The 22,823-nt window shown below is 61.4% G+C and carries 17 protein-coding genes and 6 pseudogenes; 13 read left to right on the top strand and 10 right to left on the bottom strand.

Annotated features, from left to right (window positions below):
* Window positions 1-138 precede the first annotated feature (138 nt).
* Window positions 139-249 (bottom strand): annotated as a pseudogene (locus ABNX08_RS41065) (integrase); the annotation flags it as partial.
* A 4-nt stretch (window positions 250-253) separates the two neighbouring features.
* Between ABNX08_RS41065 and ABNX08_RS41060 the strand changes: the two are divergent.
* From ABNX08_RS41060 to ABNX08_RS41050, 3 genes and pseudogenes are all read left to right on the top strand, one after another.
* Window positions 254-479: pseudogene (locus ABNX08_RS41060) on the top strand (IS5/IS1182 family transposase); the annotation flags it as partial.
* A 121-nt stretch (window positions 480-600) separates the two neighbouring features.
* A complete protein-coding gene (locus ABNX08_RS41055) occupies window positions 601-1,089 on the top strand; it encodes a hypothetical protein (RefSeq protein ID WP_349605801.1) in 489 nt (162 codons plus the stop codon).
* Window positions 1,090-1,455: 366 nt separating this feature from the next.
* Entirely contained in the window at window positions 1,456-2,802 is a 1,347-nt protein-coding gene (locus ABNX08_RS41050; protein WP_041682321.1) for a hypothetical protein, read from the top strand.
* 78 nt (window positions 2,803-2,880) lie between these two features.
* Here the strand turns inward: ABNX08_RS41050 and ABNX08_RS41045 are convergent, their stop codons facing one another.
* A complete protein-coding gene (locus ABNX08_RS41045) occupies window positions 2,881-3,135 on the bottom strand; it encodes a hypothetical protein (protein ID WP_374063759.1) in 255 nt (84 codons plus the stop codon).
* Between the two features lie 33 nt (window positions 3,136-3,168).
* Between ABNX08_RS41045 and ABNX08_RS41040 the strand changes: the two genes are divergently transcribed.
* Window positions 3,169-5,691, top strand: coding sequence for an adenylate/guanylate cyclase domain-containing protein (locus ABNX08_RS41040; protein ID WP_374063758.1), 2,523 nt, complete (start codon window positions 3,169-3,171; stop codon window positions 5,689-5,691).
* A 323-nt stretch (window positions 5,692-6,014) separates the two neighbouring features.
* On the opposite strand, the gene ABNX08_RS41035 is transcribed toward ABNX08_RS41040, so the two are convergent.
* The 4 genes and pseudogenes from ABNX08_RS41035 to ABNX08_RS41020 all read right to left on the bottom strand — a co-directional run bounded on the left by ABNX08_RS41035 (window position 6,015) and on the right by ABNX08_RS41020 (window position 9,192).
* Window positions 6,015-7,067 carry a patatin-like phospholipase family protein gene (locus ABNX08_RS41035; RefSeq protein WP_022540444.1) on the bottom strand — a complete coding sequence of 351 codons (1,053 nt, stop codon included), beginning with the start codon at window positions 7,065-7,067 and terminating at the stop codon, window positions 6,015-6,017.
* A gap of 11 nt (window positions 7,068-7,078) precedes the next feature.
* Complete coding sequence (locus tag ABNX08_RS41030; protein ID WP_349608737.1) at window positions 7,079-7,342, bottom strand: hypothetical protein; 264 nt, start codon at window positions 7,340-7,342, stop codon at window positions 7,079-7,081.
* Window positions 7,343-8,123: 781 nt separating this feature from the next.
* Window positions 8,124-8,235, bottom strand: a pseudogene (locus ABNX08_RS41025) (integrase/recombinase); the annotation flags it as partial.
* 225 nt (window positions 8,236-8,460) lie between these two features.
* A complete protein-coding gene (locus tag ABNX08_RS41020) occupies window positions 8,461-9,192 on the bottom strand; it encodes a GntR family transcriptional regulator (RefSeq protein ID WP_022540440.1) in 732 nt (243 codons plus the stop codon).
* A gap of 362 nt (window positions 9,193-9,554) precedes the next feature.
* Between ABNX08_RS41020 and ABNX08_RS41015 the strand changes: the two genes are divergently transcribed.
* The 8 genes and pseudogenes from ABNX08_RS41015 to ABNX08_RS40980 all read left to right on the top strand — a co-directional run.
* Window positions 9,555-10,871, top strand: coding sequence for an FAD-binding oxidoreductase (locus ABNX08_RS41015; protein ID WP_349608739.1), 1,317 nt, complete (start codon window positions 9,555-9,557; stop codon window positions 10,869-10,871).
* A 130-nt stretch (window positions 10,872-11,001) separates the two neighbouring features.
* Window positions 11,002-12,330, top strand: a complete 1,329-nt coding sequence (locus ABNX08_RS41010; RefSeq protein ID WP_022540438.1) for an MFS transporter — start codon at window positions 11,002-11,004, stop codon at window positions 12,328-12,330.
* A 43-nt stretch (window positions 12,331-12,373) separates the two neighbouring features.
* Window positions 12,374-13,282 carry a dihydrodipicolinate synthase family protein gene (locus tag ABNX08_RS41005; RefSeq protein ID WP_349608741.1) on the top strand — a complete coding sequence of 303 codons (909 nt, stop codon included), beginning with the start codon at window positions 12,374-12,376 and terminating at the stop codon, window positions 13,280-13,282.
* On the top strand, window positions 13,282-14,775 hold the full coding sequence (locus ABNX08_RS41000; protein ID WP_349608743.1) for an aldehyde dehydrogenase: 1,494 nt from the start codon (window positions 13,282-13,284) through the stop codon (window positions 14,773-14,775). The genes ABNX08_RS41005 and ABNX08_RS41000 overlap by 1 nt, the downstream gene beginning before the upstream one ends.
* A gap of 175 nt (window positions 14,776-14,950) precedes the next feature.
* The gene (gene yddG, locus ABNX08_RS40995) at window positions 14,951-15,895 is read left to right on the top strand and encodes an aromatic amino acid DMT transporter YddG (protein WP_349608745.1); all 945 of its coding nucleotides are present in this window, start codon (window positions 14,951-14,953) and stop codon (window positions 15,893-15,895) included.
* A gap of 130 nt (window positions 15,896-16,025) precedes the next feature.
* Window positions 16,026-16,790 (top strand): annotated as a pseudogene (locus ABNX08_RS40990) (porin); the annotation flags it as partial.
* 151 nt (window positions 16,791-16,941) lie between these two features.
* Window positions 16,942-18,678 carry an IS1634 family transposase gene (locus tag ABNX08_RS40985; protein WP_022534593.1) on the top strand — a complete coding sequence of 579 codons (1,737 nt, stop codon included), beginning with the start codon at window positions 16,942-16,944 and terminating at the stop codon, window positions 18,676-18,678.
* Window positions 18,679-18,748: 70 nt separating this feature from the next.
* Window positions 18,749-19,141, top strand: a pseudogene (locus ABNX08_RS40980) (porin); the annotation flags it as partial.
* Window positions 19,142-19,469: 328 nt separating this feature from the next.
* Here the strand turns inward: ABNX08_RS40980 and ABNX08_RS40975 are convergent.
* Both ABNX08_RS40975 and ABNX08_RS40970 read right to left on the bottom strand, forming a co-directional pair.
* Entirely contained in the window at window positions 19,470-19,889 is a 420-nt protein-coding gene (locus tag ABNX08_RS40975; RefSeq protein ID WP_349607437.1) for a type II toxin-antitoxin system VapC family toxin, read from the bottom strand.
* Window positions 19,886-20,131: an Arc family DNA-binding protein gene (locus tag ABNX08_RS40970; protein ID WP_349607439.1), complete on the bottom strand. Its 246-nt coding sequence runs from the start codon at window positions 20,129-20,131 to the stop codon at window positions 19,886-19,888. The genes ABNX08_RS40975 and ABNX08_RS40970 overlap by 4 nt, the downstream gene beginning before the upstream one ends.
* Window positions 20,132-20,455: 324 nt before the next feature.
* Between ABNX08_RS40970 and ABNX08_RS40965 the strand changes: the two genes are divergently transcribed.
* A complete protein-coding gene (locus ABNX08_RS40965) occupies window positions 20,456-21,319 on the top strand; it encodes an alpha/beta hydrolase (protein WP_349607441.1) in 864 nt (287 codons plus the stop codon).
* Window positions 21,320-21,719: 400 nt separating this feature from the next.
* On the opposite strand, the gene ABNX08_RS40960 is transcribed toward ABNX08_RS40965, so the two are convergent.
* Window positions 21,720-21,965, bottom strand: a complete 246-nt coding sequence (locus ABNX08_RS40960) for an FAD-binding protein (RefSeq protein ID WP_374063825.1) — start codon at window positions 21,963-21,965, stop codon at window positions 21,720-21,722.
* A 259-nt stretch (window positions 21,966-22,224) separates the two neighbouring features.
* Window positions 22,225-22,748: pseudogene (locus tag ABNX08_RS40955) on the bottom strand (integrase); the annotation flags it as partial.
* Window positions 22,749-22,823 lie beyond the last annotated feature (75 nt).

Below are 22,823 nucleotides of genomic sequence, written 5' to 3'. Positions count from 1 at the left end.
GTCCGGCCCGATAGCGCGACGGGCATCAGCGCCCCATCATCATGCCTATGGCGCAGCAAGCGGGCAGCGCGCCCTCAGTCGATCAGTTCTGAAATCTCGATCAGGTTCAGGTCCGGGTCGAGCACCCGCGGGTGTAGGGAAGTTGTCGCGCACAAAGCGCAGGTCCACCTGCTGGTCGGTCATGTGCGAACCGGCGGTGTGGCGCAGCCAGTGCGCCGAGGCGCTGGCCAGCACCGCGGCTTGCGCCTCCCCTGTCAAGCGCGGCAACATCAGGGCGATGCGTGACGGCGCTGTCAAGGACTTGCTGATCGCCGTCGAGCGGGCCAAGGCCCAGATCCGGGCGCGGGTCGAGCATCCGTTCCACGTCATCAAAGGGCCTGGTTAAGAACACAGCGCAGTTGTTCAGCCTGTTGGGTCTGGCGAATCTGGTGCTCGCCGGGAAGCTGTTGTTGGCCTCACAGGGGAGCAATCCGCCCTGAGCGCGCAAAGCGCGCCAGGAATGGCCCGAAATGAGCGAAAAGCATGGCGAAGCTGGCCAGTTCTCCCTCATTGTGAGACGCCAAAGCTAAAGACGTTGGCAGCGTCATACGAAGGACCTCGTTGATCAGCGATTCCCTAGCGGAGGGGCGGTCGCTGTTGGCCAAGGTGCAGGTCGAGCTGGTTTCGAAGCAAGTCGATGAGTGGCTCTCGGACCAGATCCATTGTCGGTGCTGCGGCGCGGCGTTGCGCCACAAGGACAGGCGCTCGACGGTGGTGCGCACTGTGTACGGCAAGGTGACGGTGAATAGTCCGCGCCTGTGGTCGTGTGCTTGCCAACGGGCGCCGCGGTCCATGGTCCATCCCTTGTCTAAAGCTCTGACTAATCGCGCCACGCCGGAGCTGAAATGCCTCCAGGCGAAGTGGGCAAGCCATCTGCCGTACCGGCAGGCCACGGCTATGCTGAAGGAAGTACTGCCGCTGGACAAGGGCATTTCGTTCAGCGGCACCCGGAATCGGATTCGCGCTATCGGAAAGCAACTCGACGCTGACATCGAGCGTGATATCGCGAAGCTGCCCCAGTCCGTAGCCGACGTCCAGATTCGAAAGTAAGGCGGCGACCGCCTACCTTCAAACAGGGGAATGCAGGCTGATTCGACTTTGAAACAACTGCCAGGGTCGTGTGCGTCGGCTGGCCTTCACTGCAAGCGGGCGCATTTCACGTGTGCATGGCGGCTGCGGGCAGTTGACATCTCTGCTGGGGTAAATGCATGGCAAGAGGGGCGCCGCTTTGATGGCCCGATGTTTCATTTCTTAAGCATCCTTTTGGCGTCCGATCGCGCTTGCCGCATACCCGGCGCTCGTCCATAGAGGCGATTTTTCTTTCCAATCCCGCCACCTAGATTGAACGCATCGTTGGCGCTAGCGCAAGCCATCGGATTTCAAAGTGGCTAAAAAAGCCGGGAAAGGGGGGACTCTATGAAACGCATCCACATGAGGCTGGCTGCCGTGCCGCTCGCCTGTCTGATCGTCACGGTCGCCGGTTGCGGGGGAGGCGGAGGCGACTCGGCGCCTGCCAGCGCCACGTCAGCCGCGACCACGACAGGCAACCCGGGATCGGATACGACAGGTAACCCGGGATCGGCCACGTCCACATCCACGACGGCGCCAACTCCCGCCACGGCTGGCAGCACCATGCTGTCCGGTACCAGTGACCCGGGGCCCGATATCGGCAAGGACGGGGATTTCTACCTCAATACCGCGACCTGGATGCTCTTCGGGCCCAAGGCAAACGGCGTGTGGCCAGCTGGGGTGTCGATAGCAGGGCCGGTGGGCGGGAGCGGCACCCAAGGCAACACCGGGGCCGGCGGCAATACGGGTCTGGCCGGTAGCACCATGCTGTCCGGCTCGGGCGATCCGACCAGCGGCGTCGGCAACAATGGCGACTACTACATCAACACCACCACCTCGACACTGTTCGGGCCCAAGGCGGATGGCACCTGGCCGCCGGGTGTCCCGTTGGGTGGCGGGTCCGGCTCGTCGGGCCCCGGCGGCGGCACCGTGCTGACGGGCGCGGGCGCGCCGGACAACAGCGTCGGAAACAACGGCGATTACTACCTGGATACTAACACCTGGACGCTGTACGGGCCCAAGGCCAACGACCAGTGGCCGCAGGGGGTCTCGCTGGCCGGCCAGTCCGGGACTGGCGGCACTGGCGGTACAGGCGGTACGGGTGGCACTGGTGGTACCGGCGGGACCGGTGGAACCGGTGGGAGCACGGTTGGGAATGGCGGCCACATCCTGTACGGCAGCGGCGCGCCGACGGACAGCATCGGTGTCGATGGCGATTTCTATTTCGATACCTCGACATCGACGCTGTACGGCCCGAAGCAGGACGGCAAGTGGCCAACCTCCGGCGCGAAAATGACGACTGCGACGGTCTACAACGGCAACTTCAACGTGCCGGATACGCTTAGCCGCGGCCACTATGCCATGACCGGCTCGGGCGGCGCGGTGCCTCTGCCGTCGGATTTCGGTGTCGTGATTCCCTATGACTGCAGCAGCGTCAAGCTCACGGCCAGCACGCTCGGTAAGGTGCACGGATCACTGGACATCTCGGTGTACAAGGTGACAGGGGCGGGCGCAGCGGTGAAGCTGGCGGAGGTCGGCAGCCTGGGCTGCAAGGTGACCAACGGTCTGCAGAACTGCACCCGTGAGGTGCCTTCCGGAACCATTCTCCACAACGACAAGCTGCAGGTCCAGGTGGACAGCAACCAGGCCACCGACTGGGGCGGACTCGCCGTCAACCTCGCGTGCGTCAAGTAGGCTGGCTGGACAAGGCGCGTCACGTGGCCGGGCAAACCGATTTTCCTGGCCACGTGGAGGTGCAGCGCCTTTGCTGTCTTAATCAGCCGTGATGTTGTTTGCCTTCACCACATCGCCCCACATCTTGTAGTGGGTGCGGGTCAGCGTTGCGAACTGCTCGGGCGTACCGCCGCCGGGCTCATCGCCACGATCGACGATGCTCTTGACGACGCTCAGGTCCTTCAGCGCCGTATTCAGGGCGCCGTTGGCCTTCTTGACGATGTCAGGGCTCAGGCCCGGCGGCGCGTTGTTGGGCCACCTTTGCCGGCACCGATTCTCTACACACCGCCCCATCTGGCCGAACGGATCCGCGCCGAGCAGGCCGCCATGGAGGCGAAGGGTGGGGAGGCTGGTGGCGAGCGCAAGACCATCACCGCCCTGTTCGCGGACATGGCCGGCTCGACGGCATTGATCCAAGACCTGGACCCTGAGGAAGCCCGCAGCCTGATCGATCCGGTCGTGGCGCTGATGATGGAAGCCGTGCATCACTATGAGGGATACGTGGCCAAATCCCTCGGCGACGGAATCCTCGCCCTGTTTGGCGCGCCAATCGCCCACGAGGACCATGCGCTGCGGGCGCTGTTTGCGGCGCTGCGCATGCAGCAGGCCATGCGCCACCATAGCGACAAGATCCGGTTGGAGCAGGGCATCCCGCTACAGATCCGGGTTGGCGTCCATACCGGCGAAGTGGTGGTGCGCTCGATCCGCAAGGATGACTTGCGCACGGACTACGACCCGGTCGGCCACACAATCCATATCGCCGCGCGGATGGAAGGGGTCGCGACCCCGTCATCGATCCTCGTGAGCGAATCGACCCACAAACTGGCCGAGGGGTATTTCGAGTTCAAGGCCTTGGGGCGCACACAGATCAAGGGCCTGCGCGAGCCGCTGGCCGTGTATGAGGTGCTCGGGCTGGGCGCCTTGCGCACGCGGCTGCAGGTGGGCGCGCAACGTGGCCTGGCCCGGTTTGTCGGTCGCGAGGCCGAACTGAAGCGCCTGGGCGAGGCGCTCGAACTGGCCCGGGCAGGGCAGGGGCAGATCGTCGGCGTGGTGGGCGAGGCGGGCGTGGGCAAGTCGCGCCTGTTCCATGAATTCAAGGCACGCGCGCAGCAAGGCTGCATGGTGCTCGAGACCTTCTCGGTGTCGCATGGCAAGGCGTTTCCTTACTTGCCGCTAATCGACTTGCTGCGCAACTATTTCCAGATTACGGCACAGGATGACGAGCGCCGCTATCGCGAGAAGGCCACTGGCAGACTCCTAATTCTGGACCGCGCCCTGGAGGATCAACTGCCTTACTTGCTCTACCTGCTGGGTATCGTTGAGCCGGGCTCGGCATTGCCGACGATGGATCCGGCCATCCGGCGTCAGCGCACCTTCGAGGCGATCGCGCGCTTGCTGGTGCGCGAGAGTCAGAATCAGACACTCATACTTCTGATCGAAGACCTGCAATGGCTGGATAGTGAGACGGAGGCTTTCCTCAATGTCCTCATCGAGGACGTGCCGGGTGCCAGGATGCTTCTGCTCGTCAACTACCGCTCCGAGTACCGGCATGACTGGTCACACAGGCGCTACTACACCCATTTGTGCCTGGAGCCGCTGGACCAGGCGGAGGCGCTGCAACGTTCAGCTCAGCTCGAGGCGATCGGGCATCTCAGTGCAGCCCTCGATCTGCTCAAATCCCTGCCTGATGCCCCGGAGCGCCTGCGCGAGGAACTCACCCTGCTGCTGACCCTTGGTCCAGCCTGGATGGCCGCGCGAGGTTTTGGGGCGTCAGAGGTGGAGGCGACCTACACGCGTGCCCTCGCCCTGAGCGAACAGGGCGGGGAAACTCCGCAGTCTTTCTCCGCGCAGCTAGGCCTGTGGTCGTTCTACCTGTTGCGTTCCCAACTCAAGACAGCGTTGAGCCTGGTGGAGCGGATGCTCGGTCTCGCGCGGGACACACAAGACCCGGAGCAACTCGCGGCGGCGCACCGTGTTCTTGGAACGACGGTGTTCCGCCTGGGCGAGGTCAGGCTGGCCCGGACCCACATGGAGCGGGCGTTGGAGCTGCACCGGCCCGACCGGCAGTCATACGGTCATCTTCTGCGTTATGCGCGAAACCCCGCCGTTCATATGCGGAGCACCTTGAGCTGGTTCCTTTGGTATCTGGGCTTGCCGGATCAGTCCCGCGCCCGCTGCGAGGAGGCACTGGAGCTGGCCAGAAAAGTCTCTGACCCGTTCGGCCTTGCCCTGACCCTGATCTTCGCGGCCGAACTGCATCAGCGCCGGTGCGAAGTGCAACCGGCGCTGGGGTATGCCAACGCTGCGATCGCACTCTCGAGCGACCAGGGGTTCCCACTCTATCTGGCGTGGGGAACGATTCTGCGCGGCTGGGCGTTCGCCAGGCAGGGGAGTCATGAGGAGGGCATCGCGCAAATGCACCAGGATCTTGACGCCCGCGAAGCAACCGGAGCGGTACTGGGCCAGCCATCACTTCTGGGGCTGCTCGCCGACGCTTATGGCAGGGCAGGGCAACCTGAAGCGGCGCTTCGCGTGCTGAGCGAGGCGCTGGCGCTGGTGAGCAGGATCGGCGAGCGGTTCGATGAACCGAGACTGCTTCGGCTCAAGGGGGACTTGATGCTGCAGATGCCGGGAGAGGAGGCCTGCGCGTCCGCTCGGACCAAAGAAGCCGAGGCCTGTTTTCAGAAGGCAACTGCTCTCGCCCGTGATCGAGGGGCCAGGTCAGTCGAGTTGCAAGGCGCACTGAGCCTGGCCCGGCTCTGGCACCGCCAAGGCAAGAGCGGCGCGGCGCGGCAGGGGTTGGCCGAGATTCATGGCTCCTTCACGGAGGGGTTTGATACCGTGGATTAGCGTCAGGCAAGGGAGCTGTTGGAGGACTTGTCCTGACATCGATGTGCGCTCTAATTGTGGTTCCCGATGAACGACGCGGGGGCATCAGGTCCATACCAGACGGATGCCATCGTACAGGCGTATCTCAAAATAAATTTGTCACTGGGGTATCCGGCTGGAACCCTTGTCGCCCAAAGGTGGGGGAAATTGAATTGTCAATTTTATCGACACTCGTTTGCCGAACAACAGGGCCTCGAATGCACCCAATCTCGGTGATGCTATCGTGAGAATGTGCTGGCACACGCGTACGCCCAGTGTCGCTCGAACAGGGGCGCACCGCGGCGTTAAAGGAATTCCTTGCGCAAATCGATGCTGCACCGTTCGCCGATCGCACTGAAGTTCTGTGCCAGCCAGTGCTCGGCCTGATCGCGCCCTTGGGTGCGTAGGTAGCAGAGAAAGTCCCAGTCCGCATTCAACTTGCTGGAAACGCCGAGCGCCGTCATGGTCTGGTCCGAGCCGATCGAATGGATAAGCATTTCCTTCATGTCCACCTTGCCGTCCTGGATCAGGGTGGTGATGAAGCTGATCGCACGCAGCTCGCGGATCAACGAGGAATTGAAGCTGACTTCGTTAATGCGATTGAGAATCTCCATCGCGGTCTTCGGGACGCCCTTGCGAACGATCGGGTTGATATGAACGATCACCACATCCCGCGTGCCGCAGTTATAGATCAGCGGGAAGATGGCGGGGTTGCCGACGTAGCCCCCGTCCCAATAGTGTTGGCCGTCAATCTCCACGGCCCGGAACAGGGACGGCAGGCAAGCCGAGGCCAGCACCGCCTTCAGACAGACTTCCTCGCGCGAGAACACGCGCAAACTGCCGGTTTCGACATTGGTCGCGCACAGATAGAGCTGGATCGGGCAATGTCGGCTCAGGGCGTCGAAATCGACATGGCGGGCAAGAACGTCGCGCAGTGGGTTGAAGTTGAAAGGATTGAAATCGTAGGGTGAGAGTACGCGCAGCAACAGGTCCGTCAGCAGGTACATCGGCGAGCTGTCGAGTCCGTAACCACTACGCAGCCAAGTCTCCCACGGCAGTTTGCGGAACGGGCTGCAGATCTGCGCGGTGCTGGAAACGTCTCGCCAGAAGTTGTGCAGCGCGGTGCGAGCGCAAGGCGGCCCACCCTTGAGCAAACCGTAGGCGAGTACCGCGGCATTCATTGCACCGGCGCTGGTGGCGCTGATGCCTTCAATGGCGAGCCGTTCGTCCTCGAGCAGGCGGTCAAGTACGCCCCAGGCAAAGGCGCCATGGGCACCCCCGCCCTGCAATGCGAGCGTGATGGGCTTTACGGGGGCCTTGGCGCCGCCTGCGTGGCGTGTTCCGGGGTTGGTAGACATGTCTCGTTCCCTCAGTGCCAGATCCAGCCGCCGTTCATGGCCAGCGCCGTCGCGGTCATCGAGGCCGAGTGGTCGGAGGCGAGGAATACCGCCAAGGCGGCCGGTTCGACGATCCGCACGAATTCCTTGCGGGCCTGGTGCATCGGCATGAAATGACGTACCAAGGGGAAAATGTCCTTCGCACCTGGTAGTGCGGGCAACTTGCGATCAAGTAGGGCGGTGAGCACGATCACAGCAAGGTAGCGGTCTGCCTCGACTTCCTTTAGGTCTTCCATCACCTGGACCCCATCCCTGCCGGACATCGGGAGATCTAGCTCGATCAGATCGTAGCGGTTCTGGCTTCAAAGCTCGCAAACCACACGCAGATCCATTTTAAGACGACGCAAACGTAGCCGGCCCGCGCAGTATCTGCGCGAGCAAACGGACATCGGCCTCCAGATCGTCGGCGATCAGGATCCTTGCCTCAGGTTTGTCGGATGGGCTAACCACACCGCGCATCCTGGAGGGACTATTGAGGAGAATATGCTCTGCCATCGTCTGTGCTGAGCAATTTTGCTAGCAGAACCCATAAGGTCTGCAAAGCGGCACATTTTCCAACGTCTTTGATCAACGACGCCGCCATCGCGCGCCACGATTCGCACTATTCATCAACTGGACGACCGCACAACCCGCGCAGGGGACGGGATGCCCATTGACCAGGCGGCGAGGCACTGCGGTGTCGCCATCGGCATGCTTTCCAAACTAGAGTACGGTAAGGGCGTCAATCTCGAGCACGCCCTGCGTGCAATGGACGGCTGGGTTTGACGATGCTAGGCGTTCCCAAGTCGCATGCATCTTGGCTCGAACAGGCAGCGGCCCATGCGGCTAAAATCTGCGAGGGTGTGGCCGGCGGACAACTTACCTGGTAGGGGGAGTTGGGCCTGATCAGGAAGTGCGCCATTCTCGGATGCGATCTTCGATTGGTGCGGGAATGCCATGCTGATGCGCCTTACGTCTTGCGGGTCCGGCCGATCCGGTGCCGATCCTGCGTGGCCTCATGCCGCGCATCCTCTTCACTGTGCAGGTAGCCCGCCTCGGTCAGCCAGGCGAACAGCGCGTTCAGGATCACCATCGCCTGACGCACGCTGCCGGGCGACAGTGGCCCGGCAAACAGGCGCCATTCCGGATGGCAAGGTTTTTAACACTCCCCCGGCTGTCTGCCATGTCCCTGGCCATAGACTGAATACGCTCCCGCCATGCACGCTACGGTTCTGCCGCCACCTCACTGCGGTGCTCACGTGCGATTAGCAAGCGTCAGCGCAACGGGTAGGTAAAAGCGTTCAGATCTCGATACTGGCGGGAATTGTGACCGCCATTGGCGGAAATGGCGATCTGCAACAGCACTACACCTGAGCTAGACCGTCAACGGTACGTCCATGGCGGGCGGTGCGACATATTCAGTCATTCGTCGGCGCGACAAATCCATATGAGCTCGCACGATTTCCCCCGCTGCCCCGGCATCATGTCGTTCGATGGCGCTGATGATTTCGTCATGCTGGTCCGCAGCCTTGTTCATCTCCGGGTGCAGGTCTGTCGAAGTTGGATGCCGATAGAAGAGTTTCCCCAGCCGGGCGTGGTCTATCAGGACGCGGCGCAAGCTGGGCATCAGATAGGGGTTGTGCGCCATCTTCCCGATCTGCAGGTGAAACTGGTCGTTGAATAAGACGCGATTGTCGACATCGTTGTTCTCAATGGCTTCGCGGAACTTGGCCTGGATAGCTTTCAGCTCGTCGATTTCCTTGGCCGTGGCATTTGAGGCCGCGAGCTGCGTTGTCGCAACGTAGATCAGCGGTGCAGCGAGAAAGAAATTCCGCAGCGACTGATGGTTCATCGAGGACACGCGAGCAGCCCGATTGGCTTCGAGCTCAATGTATCCCTCGGCCGCCATCTGCCGCATGAGTTCGCGTACCGGCGGCCTGGATAGTCCGAATTCCTCGCTTAGTGCCAGTTCGTCCACAACGGCGCCGGGCGCCAGCTCCATGCTGACAATGCGCCGCCGCAGCGCTTCGCTTAGGAGCGCTTTACGGTCAACAGAGCTATCCGCCGTTTGCGGGTCGCCTTCTGAGGGTTCTCGGATCTTGGGCATTCGAGGCTCAATGTCTATCAATCGTAGACAGTATATAAAAAATCCGGGGTTGTTCGGGTGACGCCCAACTCCTGACCCAAATTCGAGGCGGCGGCCCGGCCCGGCCCATACGCCGCTTCCGTGTCCCTCCCGTGTGGCCGGCCGCGCTTGCTGCCCTTTTCGCTACCTGCCTGCTGCCTCACGCATTCACCGGCAATCCATCTAATTAGTAGCTAATGCATCACTATTTGAGACGAGATTGCGCGCGTAAACCCGGATATGAGTTGGTCTATCGTTGAACTATTCTCTGTCTACAAATGATAGACACAACGCCGATAGGATGTCTGACGGGCATCAAGGCGATCCGAGCGAGACGAAAGACCATGCGAGTTACAGCCCTTCCAGCCGACGATTCGACCTGCGGTTGGTTTCATTTGAGCCCTCCGCGCAAGCCCATGCCGTCCCATACGGGGACGACCGAGGCGCGATGGGTGGTGGTCGGTGCAGGGTTCACGGGGCTCGCGTCGGCCCGGCAGCTGGCCCTCAACTTCCCGCACGACGAAATCGTCCTGGTGGAAGCGCAAGAAGTCGGATATGGCGCGTCCGGACGAAACGCAGGCTTTGCAATTGACCTGCCCCACGACATTGGGGCTGACGACTACATCGGCGACATCGCAACCGCGCAGAAGAGCCTGAGCCTCAATCTGACTGGGCAGAAGATCCTGAAGTCGCTGGTCGAGGAATTCCAGATCGATTGCCATCTCCGGCCGTCCGGCAAGTACCAGGCAGCGGTCGAAGACAGGGGTATCGCGGTGTTGGACGCGTATCGCCGAGGCCTGGACAAGCTGGGTCAGCCCTACGAAATGATCGAGGGCGCAGACTTGCCCGACCACATTGGGATTTCGTTCTACAAGAAGGCCTTGTTCACACCGGGAACGGCGCTCGTCCAGCCGTCGGCGCTGGTGAAAGGACTGGCGAACTGCCTGCCTCCGAATGTCAGCCTGTACGAACACACGCCCATCACGGACGTGGGGTACGGCGACAAGATCGCTCTGTCCCATGCGAATGGCCGCGTCATTGCTGACACACTGGTGCTCGCAAACAATGCTTTTGGCCAGCGCTTCGGCTTCTTGCAGGGCACGATGCTGCCTATCTTCACCTACGCCAGCCTTACCCGTCCGCTGACGACGGCCGAGCAGGAACGCCTGGGGGGGAAGGAATTCTGGGGGCTGATTCCTGCCGACCCGTTCGGGACCACGCTGCGCCGCACCCACGACAACCGCATCCTGGTCCGCAACAGCTTCAGCTTCAATCGCGACGGGCGTAGCAAACAGGAGTACCTGGACCGGTTTGTCCAATGCCATCGGACTTCGTTTGAACGGCGCTTTCCGATGCTGCCGGATGTCGCATTTGAGTACACGTGGGGCGGTTCACTGGCGATGTCGCGCAATCACATGGGCCACTTTGGCCAGCTCGCCCCGAATGTCTATGGCGCGCTCTGCTGCAACGGTCTGGGAGTGACCCGCGGAACCGTAACGGGCAAGCTGCTGGCTGACCACCTGGCTGGGAAGCGAGACCCGCTGATCGACTTCCTTCTTGCCTCACCGAAACCTAACAAGAACCCTCCCGAGCCACTCCTTTCCTTGGGGGTGAACGCCAATCTTTGGCTCGGCCAGCATCGAGCAGGGAGGGAGGTCTAGCACCAGGCTCACTAGGCTTGAAACCAAGCCGCATAGCGTTCGGTTCATGGAACCGGATAACCAGTTATTTCATTGACGAGACTCGGATTCGCGCGCAACGCGATTTCCGGGCACTAGCAGGAGACAAAGCGTGGCGAATCATCAGTCGGTCGAGGACGTTCCTCTCAATGCTTTTCATCAGTTGCTCTGCGTGCGCTCAGGCGGTGGTTGGGTCCTGGACGGCTACGTGCTGAGCATCATTGGTGTCGCCATGGTGCCGCTGGCCGCCGCCCTGGAATTGACAAGTTTCTGGCAGGGCATGATTGCGGCGTCGGCGCTCATCGGCATCTTCTTCGGTGGCTTTCTCGGCGGGCTTCTGACCGGTCGCCTTGGACGCCAGAAGCTGTATTTCTTCGGCCCGACGATTTTCGTCCTGTGCTCGTTGGCGCAATTCTGGGCGAGTTCCGGCATCGAGCTTTTCGCGCTCCGGTTCCTAATTGGGATTGGCGTGGGATTCGAATATCCCGTCGCCGGCTCCCTGCTGGTGGAGTTCATGCCCAAAAAGTATCGCGGTCCACGGCTAGCCATGCTGACTATCCTGTGGTTCGCAGGGGCGGCGTTGGCTTACGTTGTCGGTAATGCGCTTCTGGATACCGGTCGAGCCGACGCCTGGCGCCTGGTCCTGGCTAGCCCGGCGGCCATTGGGGTTGTCCTGCTCTTGGTTCGCCTCGGTACACCTGAGTCGCCGCGCTGGCTCCTCAGCAAGGGCCGTACTGCGGAGGCGGAGCGGGTCATCAAGAAGGTCTATGGGTCCTCGTTCTCGCTGAAGAACCTTCCCGAGCAGCCCGCGGAGAAAAAAGTACCTCTTCTCAGTCTGCTGCATTCCGGATACGGCAAACGCATGCTCTTCGTTTCAGTCTTCTGGAGCTGCTCCGTGATTCCGGTGTTTGCGGTGTATGCATTCGCACCGACGGTGCTGGCAGCGCTGCATCTCAAAGGTGCCTGGGCTTCCTACGGATCAGTCGCCATCACCATGCTCTTCGTTGTCGGCTGCTATATCGCTACGAAGCTCATCAATGTCATCGGCCGGCGCAGCATGCTGATTCACAGCTTCCTGTGGTCCGGTCTGGCACTGCTGGGGCTCGGAGCCTTCTCCGATGGCACGGAAATGCTCGTGCTGGTCCTGTTCGGTGCCTACGCCGTCTTCATTGGCGGAGCGCAGGTGCTGCAACTGGTCTATCCCAACGAACTCTTCCCCACTGAAATCCGTTCCGCCGCCGTAGGTTTGGGGGCATCGCTGTCTCGGATCGGCGCCGCCATCGGGACCTGGCTGGTACCCATCGCGCTGCAAAGCTACGGCATCGGCTTCACGATGTACGCCGCTGCAGGCGTCACGCTGGTTGGCTTGCTCGTGTCCGTGGCACTTGCTCCCGAGACCCGCTCGCTGAGTCTTCAGGAAGCCGCCTCCCTGAGCCGCTAGTCCGAACATTCCATCACACATCTTCCCGTTTTACGGAGCAACCATGAAATTTCAAGGCATCTACACCCCGGCTATCGCGCCGCTGACTTCGGAAGGCAATATCGACCATACTGCCTACGCAGAAGTGCTGGAATCGCTGATCGAGGCAGGCGTGCACGGCATCATCGTTGCCGGCTCGACGGGCGAGTACTATGCGCACACGACGGAAGAGCGCCTGGCGCTCGCCGCGCACGCCAAGGAGGTCATCGGTTCGCGGGCCCAACTCATCGTCGGGACCGGTGCTGTGCGTACGGAAGAGTCGATTCAATACGCCACCGCAGCCAAGGCCATCAAGGCCGACGCCATTCTCGTTGGCTCGCCGCCCTATGCGCTGCCTACCGAAGCGGAGAATGCCGCCCACGCACTCGCTATCGACAAAGCCGCGGGTTTGCCCATCATGCTCTACAACTACCCCGGGCGAATGAGCGTGTCGATGGGGCGCGAGTACTTCCGTACCGTTACGTCTGCGTCGAAGAACTTTGTGGCCATCAAGGAAAGCTCCGGCCAGACGTCGCAACTGCACATGCTGGCTACGGAGTTCCACGACATCGATATCTCGTGCGGCTGGGACGACCAGGCTCTGGAGTTCTTTGCCTGGGGCGCGAGCAGCTGGGTTTGCGCCGGCTCGAACTTCATTTCCCGTGAGCATATTGCGTTGTACGAAGCCTGTGTAATTGAAAAGAACTTCGACAAGGGGCGCCGCATCATGTCTGCCCTGATGCCGCTCATGGACTTCCTGGAAGGTGGAAAATTCGTGCAGTCGATCAAGCATGGCTGCGCGCTGACAGGCCTGCGCCCGGGTGGGGTGAGGGCCCCGCTGCAGGACCTCGATGATGCCGAGAAGCGCCGGCTGCAGGCAATCGTCGTCGAACTCAAGCGGCAAGTCGCCGCGATCGTCGGGGAGAAGTTCTGATGGCAAAACTTCTCACTGCTTCCGAATATGCCGCGCTGGCGGAGAAGTTGAAATTGCCGACGCAGGCATTTGTCGACGGAGCCTTTGTTCGTTCGGTGTCGGGTAAAACGTTCCAGACCACCAATCCGGCAACCGGAGAAGTCCTGACGGAAATCTCCGCCTGCGATGCGCGCGACGTCGACATCGCTGTAGCGAAGGCCAAGGCTGCGTTCGAGGATGGTCGCTGGCACCGCCGCTCGCCGGGCGAGCGCAAGGCCGTGCTGCTGCGGTTCGCCGACCTGCTCGAGGCGCACGCGCACGAATTGGCGGTCATGGAAAGCCTGGACAGTGGTAAGCCGATCCGAGAGTGCCAGAACACCGACGTCCCGGAGACCATCCATACCGTCCGGTGGCATGCCGAACTCATCGACAAGATCTATGACAGCACGGCGCCTGTCGGTTCGAATGCGCTGTCACTGGTCGTGCGCGAACCTATTGGCGTAGTCGGTCTCGTTTTGCCGTGGAATTTTCCGCTGCTGATGCTCGCCTGGAAGATTGGTCCTTCCCTGGCGGCCGGATGCTCCATTGTTGTCAAACCGGCCAAGGAAACCACGTTGACGGCCCTTCGGGTGGCAGAGCTCGCCTATGAGGCTGGCGTCCCTGCAGGCGTGTTCAACGTCCTGCCAGGCGGTGGGAAGGAAGTAGGGGAACCGTTGGGCATGCACATGGACGTTTCCATGGTCAGCTTTACGGGTTCGACGGCCACCGGCCGGCTCTTCCTCAAGTACGCCGCAGAATCGAACCTGAAGCGCATTGTTCTCGAATGCGGGGGGAAGAATCCCGCGGTCGTGATGAAGGACATCGAGGACATCGATGTCGTGGCACAGCATGTCGTCAACGGTGCGTTCTGGAACATGGGCGAGAACTGCTCGGCTTCCTCGCGCCTGATTGTTCATGCCGATATCAAGGACGAACTGCTGACCCGCATTGGCGTTCATATGCGCGAATGGAAGATGGGCAATCCGCTCGATCCGGAATTCCGCATCGGTTCGCTGGTAAGCGAAGCGCACTTCGAGAAGGTTCGCTCCTACATCGAGCAGGCTGCAGACGAAAATCTGTCTGTTGCATTTGGCGGAAGTACGCAAGCAGGAAACTTCGTCGAGCCGACGGTGGTGGATGGCGTGGGCAAGGATAGTCGCCTGTTCAAGGAGGAAATCTTCGGGCCGATCCTGTCTGTGACGACGTTTGACAGCACTGAGGAAGCCATTGCGCTGGCGAACGATTCGGTCTACGGCCTGGCTGCCTCGGTCTACACGAGCAATCTGAACAGTGCCATTCGACTGTCGCGGGAAATCCGCGCCGGCGTTGTAACGGTGAACTGTTTTGGGGAAGGCGATATCACCACGCCTTTTGGCGGCTACAAGGAGTCGGGATTCGGCGGGCGGGACAAGTCGATTTGGGCTCATGACCAATACACCGAGATGAAAGCCATCTGGATCGATGTGCCGGCATAGTAGGTGGCGGCAGTCGGAGGAGGGCGTTATGGATCAATGCCATGGCGCTGCCCTCGACGCCACGCTGGGCAACCAGGGCGCAATACTGGTCGAGACTTGTTAATCAGTCGTCAACTATCCTCGTCGAGGAAGCAGATGTTGCGTTCTCGTTCGATGAACAACTGTAAGTGCTGTCATGCAAGGTAAGAGAAAAGCAACGTTGATTGGGCTGATCGCAGTTCTGCTATGGAGCTCGATTGTTGGTTTGATTCGTGGCGTGAGTGAAAGCTTCGGCGCTACCGGCGGTGCTGCTCTCATCTATACAGTCGGCGCCATATTGCTGTCTTTCACTGTCGGAATCACAAAGGTCCGGCAATTCTCCGGGCGATATCTGTTCTGGGGCAGCATCCTTTTCGTTGCGTACGAGCTTTGCCTGTCGCTGTCTATCGGCTATGCAAACAGCGGTAGACAAGCCATCGAGGTCGGGATGGTCAACTATCTCTGGCCGAGCTTCACGATGCTGGCCGCCATTGCGTTCAACAAACAGAAGTCCAATTGGCTGATCGTGCCAGGCTTCGCTGTAGCGATTCTCGGCATCTGCCTGGTACTGGGCGGAGATCAGGGGCTGGACATCGTTGGCATGGTCGAGAACATCAAGACCAATCCCCTCAGCTATGGGCTGGCATTTTCTGGTGCGCTGATCTGGGCGGCCTATTGCACCGTGACAACCAGGATGGCTGGTGGGAAAAATGGCATCACGCTGTTTTTCGCGCTGACGGCGCTGGCGTTGTGGCTGAAGTACTTCACGACAGAAAGCGGCGGGATAGAGGTTACCTACCACGGGATTTTCTACCTCGCGATGGCGGCGGCAGCCATGGGATTCGGCTACGCCGCATGGAATGTCGGCATTCTGCACGGGAACGTGACTATCCTTGCGGGCGCCTCGTACTTCATTCCCGTGTTGTCCGCAGCCTTGGCGGCTGCGCTGCTGCAAGCACCGCTTTCGTTTGCCTTCTGGAAGGGGGCTGCCATGGTTTGCGCAGGCTCCATTCTTTGCTGGTTTGCAACACGAGGGCAGGGTACGAGACCGTCGCCATTGTCGAAACAGTCTCAACCGGACGAGCGCTTGCAAAAACAGTAGGCCGGCGCTGCCCGCGGCAGTGCTCCAATTCCAACACTGAAAAGGTCAGCCTGGCCAGATTCGACTGGCCAGCTGGCACGCGCTCGCCTTCTTGCCACGGTCGAGCGCGACAAGGATTCAGGAGAGAGACATGAAAGTTCGTTTATCGCTGGTGGCTGCTCTCGTGGCGATGTCCGGTACCGCATCTGCACAGAGCACGGTGACGCTGTATGGCGTGCTTGACGAGGGCATCAACTACACCAACAATGTTGGCGGGCACCGGCAAGTCGAGATGGCGAGTGGTTTTCCGCACGGTAGTCGTTGGGGGCTGAAGGGTACGGAGGACCTCGGCGGCGGCGTCAAGGCCTTGTTCCAGCTGGAGAACGGCTTCGACGTGGATACGGGCCGGGCGTTTCAAGGCGGTCTGTTGTTCGGACGTCAGGCGTATATTGGTCTCTCGGACCAAGCACTGGGCTCGCTTACGATGGGCCGCCAGTATGACGCGGTGGTTGATTTCCTGGCGCAGACGTCGGTCGGGGGAACATGGGGTGGATATGCGTTTGCTCACCCGTACGACAATGACAACCTGATCAACACTTTCCGCGTCAACAACACCGTGAAGTACACGAGTCCCGCTCTGGGCGGCTTCAAGTTTGGCGGGACGTACAGCTTCAGCGACGATACGAACTTTGCGAAGAATCGGCAGTTCAGCTTCGGCGCGCAGTACAAGGCCGGTAGCGTCCTAGTTTCTACGGCCTACCTGCAGGCCGACAATCCATCGTCGACGTCGTATGGCGCCATCAACAACAGTGGTGACCAGAACCTCCTGGGCAGCAAGCTGCGAATCTTCGGCGCGGGGGTCATTTACGAAGCGGGTCCGGTGGATGTGGGATTTACTTACTCGAACACCAACGTTAATCCGAAGTTCCATGGTGACGCCGCCGCTGCGGCGTCGCGAAGCCCTTTTCCTGATTGAGGAATCGGCTCATCGGGGGGCGTTCGATGCCCTCATTTTGTAGTCACTAAAAGTTCTTGACATTGGCGGGTTTTCTCCTATTCTTCTGGCTATGCCAGCACGAAACGGAACCGCTCACGTCGTTACGACGACCCGCAAGTACAAGGACCAGATCTATCGCACCCACCTGTTGCGGCGCAGTTACCGCGAGGACGGCGTGGTCAAGAACGAGACGCTGGGCAACCTGTCCCACTTGCCCGAGGCACTGATCGAGATCATCCGCCGCTCACTCAAGGGCGAGACCTTCGTGCCGCTGGGCGAGGCGTTCGAGGTGACACGCTCGCGCGCTCACGGCCACGTGCAGGCGGTGGCCACGGCCATGCAGCGTCTGGGCTTTGCCTCGCTGATCGCCTCCAAGCCTTCGCGCGAGCGCGACCTGGTGCTGGCGATGGTGGCCGCGCGCATCGCGGCGCCGCACACGAAGCTGGCCACCACGCGCTGGTGGCACACCAGCACCCTGGCGGAGGACTTCGGCGTGACCGAGGCCAACGAGAACGACCTGTACGCGGCAATGGACTGGCTGCTCGCGCGCCAGGGCACAATCCAGAAGAAGCTCGCCGCGCGCCACTTGAGCGCCGGTGGCCTGGTGCTGTATGACCTGAGCTCCAGCTACTTCGAGGGCAGCACCTGCCCGCTGGCCAAGCTTGGCTACAGCCGCGATGGCAAGAAGGGGCTGCTACAGGTCAACTACGGCTTGCTCACCGATGCGCGCGGCTGCCCAGTGGCGGTGTCGGTGCATGAGGGCAACGTGGCCGACAGCCAGACCTTCATGCCCGAGGTGCGGCGCCTGCAAGAGGAATTTGGTCTCTCCCGATTGGTCATGGTGGGCGATCGCGGCATGATCTCCAGCAAGGCCATCGACCAGATGCGTGAAGGCGGTGACCTGGGCTGGATCACCGCGCTCAAGAGCGCCTCGATCCGCCCGCTGCTCGAGCAAGGGCAACTGCAGCTTGGCCTGTTCGACGAGCGCAATCTGCTGGAGCTGAGTTCACCGGACTATCCGGGCGAGCGGCTGGTGGCGTGCCGCAATCCGGAACTGGCCAGGCTACGTGCCCACAAGCGAGAAGAGTTGCTGGCGGCCACCGAGGCGTGCCTGCAGCCGATCGTTGCCCGCGTGCAGGCGGGCAAGCTTGCCGGGCGCGATCAGATCGGCCTGCGCGTGGGCAAGGTGATCGACAAGTACAAGGTGGCCAAGCACTTTGCGCTGAGTATCGACGACGCGGCCTTCACGTTCAGCCGCAACAGCGAGGGCATCGCCCGCGAGGCGGCGCTCGACGGCCTCTACATCATCCGCACTTCGGTGAGTGCGGCGCAGATGGACTCGGCCGAGTGCGTGCGCAACTACAAGGCGCTGGCCAACGTGGAGCGCGCGTTCCGTTCGCTAAAAACGGTGGACCTGAAGGTGCGGCCAATCCATCACCGCACGGCCGATCGGGTGCGTGCGCATATCCTGCTGTGCATGCTGGCCTACTACGTCGAATGGCACATGCGTGAGGCTTGGCGCGAACTGATGTTCGCCGACCCGGATCAGGCCGCCAAGGCCACGCGTGATCCGGTGGCGCCTGCCGTGCGCTCTGCGGCAGCGCTGGCCAAGGCGGCGCGCCACACACTTGACGACGGCACGCCCGTGCACAGCTTCTCGAGCTTGATGGCCGAACTCGCCACGATCGTGCGTAACACCTGCCGCACACCCAGCGCTGGCGCTGAAGTGCCGACGTTCGAACTCGTCACCACGGCAAACGCGAAACAGAAGCAGGCTCTGGAATTGCTTCAGCAAATCCGCGTGTAGACAGAAACTGGAACCCGGGAATCACGACAAGTGCCTGTCGCAAAAGGGGAAACTCGCCCAGGCGGCTGGTGAACTTCGGGTTAATGATCCGCAGAGTTCAGGCTACGTAGGGCCGATTGTGCCGCCAACCGGTACGCTGTCATCTCTCCGGTTCCAGAACTTCGAGGTCAACGGGAAGTACAAGTTCACCTCAGCGTTCTGGCTTGGTGCCATGTACACCTACACGCGCGGTCGCTTCGACTCCACGGCCGGCAAACAGCATCCTGTCTACCACTCGTTCGGGATGATGGCTGACTATGCTTTTTCCAAGAGGACTGATGTCTATATTCAGACCCTCTACCAACGCGTCGCCGGGGATTCCACCGGCTCGGTGCTTGACGTTGCATTTGTCCCCGGGGCGGCCAATGTCTCCTCGAATCGGAATCAACTCCTTATCCGAGCAGCGATTCGCCATTTCTTTTGAGTTCACATGCACGAAGGCGCCCTGGCGAGGGGGCAGCCCCTCCACTTACCTCCAATTCCGCGGGCTGGTCACCGATGCGCCCAAGCGACTCGGCTCTTGACATCGTCGACTGCAGCGATCTGCGTGCCGGCGGGCGTGGGACAACGGCGAAACGGTGGCAATAGCATAATTTTGCCGCCGCGCAAGTTCGGCGATGTTGGGATTTGCGAATCAGCAGCGCTTCCCGGCCGATCCGAAACATATGAGCCTTGGCCTGCGTTGTCCTGCCATGTCAGATTCGAGGGGTTCGCCAGCGTGACAACGCCATACCTGTCAAAGGCAGCGGGTATCAATCCAGCCAGGGATTGGCCAACACGATGCCGACCCCTTCGAAGTCCTTTGTGTTGCGCGTGGCCAGAGCGGCGGCGTGGTGCCGACAGATGGCTGCAATCTGCGCGTCCGCCATGCTAATCGGGCAGCCCGCGCGTTCGCGCTGGGCCACTAACGCGGCGTAGTGCACGGCGGCATCCTCGTCGAAAGGCAGCACCCGGTCCTCGAATTCCTGGTCGAGCATCTGTAGCGCGGCTTCCTGTAACCCGGTTTTGCGGCGCCCGTCAGGCAGACGGGCAATGCCATACAACAGCTCGGCAACCGTCACGGCGGTGATGACCAGGGAATCCTGTGCCTGTCGATCGAGCCAGTCGACGACGGCCGGCTTAGGCTGGCCCCGCATCAACTCCGACAAGACTTTGGTGTCGAGCACGATCATTCGAGCAAATCCGCGGACCGCGGTCGCTCGGCGCGCGAGGGCAGATCCAGCCCCGGATCGGCCAGCGTGGCAAAGCGCTGTTGCAAACGGCTGCCCAGGCCGCCACGGCCAGACGGTTTGCTGAGCGCGCGCCGCAAAATCTCGCGCACCTCCTCTTCCATGGAGCGGCCGTGCTGTGCCGCCTGGAGCCGCAGCCGTGCCTTCACCTCTTCATCCAGGTTGCGGATAGTCAACGTTGCCATGACAGCCTCCTCAGCCTCATGCTTGCATTGACTGCAATGCTAGCACATCCATGCCCGACGATCTCGCCGGCTTCGGTTTCTGTTGCCGGAAGCCGTTAACAAGCCCGAAACGGTTTCTGCCAGGGGCCATGACACAGGTCGCTGGCCGATCCAAGGGGAAAATCTCGTTGAGCGAGTTTGTGAAAAAAGAGGGCGACGCGCACTTGCATGAGACTGTGTGCCTCCGCGACATGTGGAGCTATCAGAAAATCTGAAAGATTCCATCAATATTATTCGATTTTCTTTTTGAGTGCGGTGCAGCAAAGTCTGGGCAAGGAGTTAAACATGAATGCACGAGCGCCCCTGACTACGCTGGCTCTTGCCGGTGCCTGGCCACAACCTTCTTTTGTTTCCACTGCCTCCGGCACCTCCGTTCCATATGTGGAAGCTGGGAGCGGCGAGCCAATGGTATTCGTGCACGGGTCGCTGTGCGACTACCGCTATTGGGAGCCGCAGCTCGCTTCTCTGTCGAAGGACTTCCACTGTTTCGCTCCGAGCCTGGGCCACTATTGGCCGCAAACCAGTGCGTTCGGACGCGGCGACTTCAGTTGGGAGGCGCACGTCGCGGAGATTGCGGAGTTCATCGACGCGCTAGGTCTGGGGCCGGTCCATCTGGTCGGCCACTCGCGTGGCGGTTGCATTGCGTTTCATCTGGCGTGTGAATACCCTCACTTGGTGAACACGCTCACGCTCGCTGATCCAGGCGGCCCACTTCAGGCAACGCCGCAAGCAGAGGCCGGCAAATTGCCGCCGGCCACCCATGCGTTGAGAGAGAAGGCCGCTGCACTGATTGAGCAAGGCGAATTTGATGCCGGTCTGAATCTGTTTGTAGACTCGGTAACCATGCCTGGTTTTTGGAGCAAGAGTTCCCAGAGCTTCCGCAGGATGGCGCTCGATAATGCGCTCACACTGCCGAAGCAGCTGCGTGACCCGTTGCCCGCCTATACACGCGAAGCGGCCGATGAAATCCAGTGTCGAACGTTGCTGATCGATGGGCAAAAGAGTCCGCGCATGTTCCGTAGCACGGTCGAGAAGCTACAAGAATGGATCGTGCAAGCTAAGCGTCAGACAATTGCCGGAGCCTCTCACGGCATGAATATTGCCAACCCAGGCGCGTTCAATCGGGCGGTTGCCGAGGTGGCTAGCTAGAGGGGCCTTGTCTCGCAGAGTTCGCGGATCTCTCGGCCCCGGTTGCTGCCCTTAAAAAATCTGCGGCTCACCAGAACTCTCGCCAAACTGCGTCTGGAGGAAAAATCCAGATCACAGCCTTCGTTCGCTTGCAAGATGTGTTCGGCATACATCCACCCGTACCCGCACCCGACGCGGGGTGCGTGAGGGTGCCACGCCGCACGGCATTGCACTGGCCAGCGGTGGTCTTGGCCCAGCCAGCCTTGTTCGATCAGCTTGTGTTGAGGTAAGCCGTTAAAAAGCCCGGGACGGTCCGACCCACCCCGGCGTCCAAGGCTTTTTAACGGATTCCGGAAATACGTATCGCCTTGTGCAAGCGCAAATAAGGCCGGTCCGACGGGACCGGCTTCGCCGCTTCAGGCTACGCAGAGGCCAGAATGGCTTCGGCCGCGCGCAGGCCTGTGACGCTGGACTTGACCAGACCGCCGACGTAGCCCTTGTTGGGGCCCCCTTCGAGTCCACCGGTTGCGCAGCCCACCGCGTACAGTCCAGGGAAGACGTCGCCATCGGGCTTGAGCACGCGCGCGTCGGCATCGATGGCAATGCCGCCCATCGTGTAGGTGATGCCCGCCACGGCTGGAAATGCGTAGAACGGCCGCTTCTCGATCGGATAGGCGCGGAACTTGTGCGTCGAGCGCGAGGCACCAGGTCCGACAGCGTGCCGGCCTTTACTACGGCGTTGTACGCCTGTACCTGGGCCACGAAGCCCGCAGGGTCCAATCCCGCTTTGGTGGCCAACTCCTCGAGCGTGTCAGCGCGATACACCGTGCCGCCGTTCTGTCCCAGCCTTGGATTCGGGGGCAGCAGGTTGTAAGTGCCGCGCTCATTCCAGATCAAGTCATCGACGCGCAAAGGCGTCGAGCCAGGGGCAACGCGTGGGCGCGGCGGAGCGCGCCAGTTCGGCAATCAGTTCGTCGGTCGCCGGCACCAGCCGGGTCTTGTTGCCCTTGCCGGTCACCCCCAGCCACCAACGCTCGATCCTTCGGCATCGCGCCGGCAGAAAAACGCGCCCATGGTGGTGGCCGTCAATTCGGCGGCGCGCAAGCCGCCCAGATAGAGCACCGTCAGCACCCAGCGGCAGCGGGCCGCATGCAGGCGTTCCCGGGCCGTCTCGGTCGGCATTGCCGCGACGGTGTCTTTGACCGTCTCCCACAGGTCGTGGCTCAGATAGCGGGTGATGCGCGCCTGGGTGGGGGCGCGCCGGCGGCGGGCGAGCGGGTTGCCGGCCAGGTAGCCCGCCTCGTCAACCCGGCGAGCAATGCATTCAGGATCACGAGCGCCTGGCGGACGCTGCCGGGTGACAGCGGCGCGGCCCGGCAAACGGGCGCCAGTCCGGATGGCCGCGCGCGAGCTTCTTGTCCCCGGCCAGCACCCAGCGCTCAGCCGGTTGCCATAGAGCGAAGCGAATGTGCCACCAGGGGACGCTCGAACCGTCGGCCCATTCAGCGGATATTGTCTATCCTGG

The organism is Cupriavidus sp. DF5525 (genome assembly GCF_040149425.2).
Classification (GTDB): Bacteria; Pseudomonadota; Gammaproteobacteria; order Burkholderiales; family Burkholderiaceae; genus Cupriavidus; species Cupriavidus pickettii_A.
This window is presented reverse-complemented; position numbering and strand designations above follow the sequence as displayed.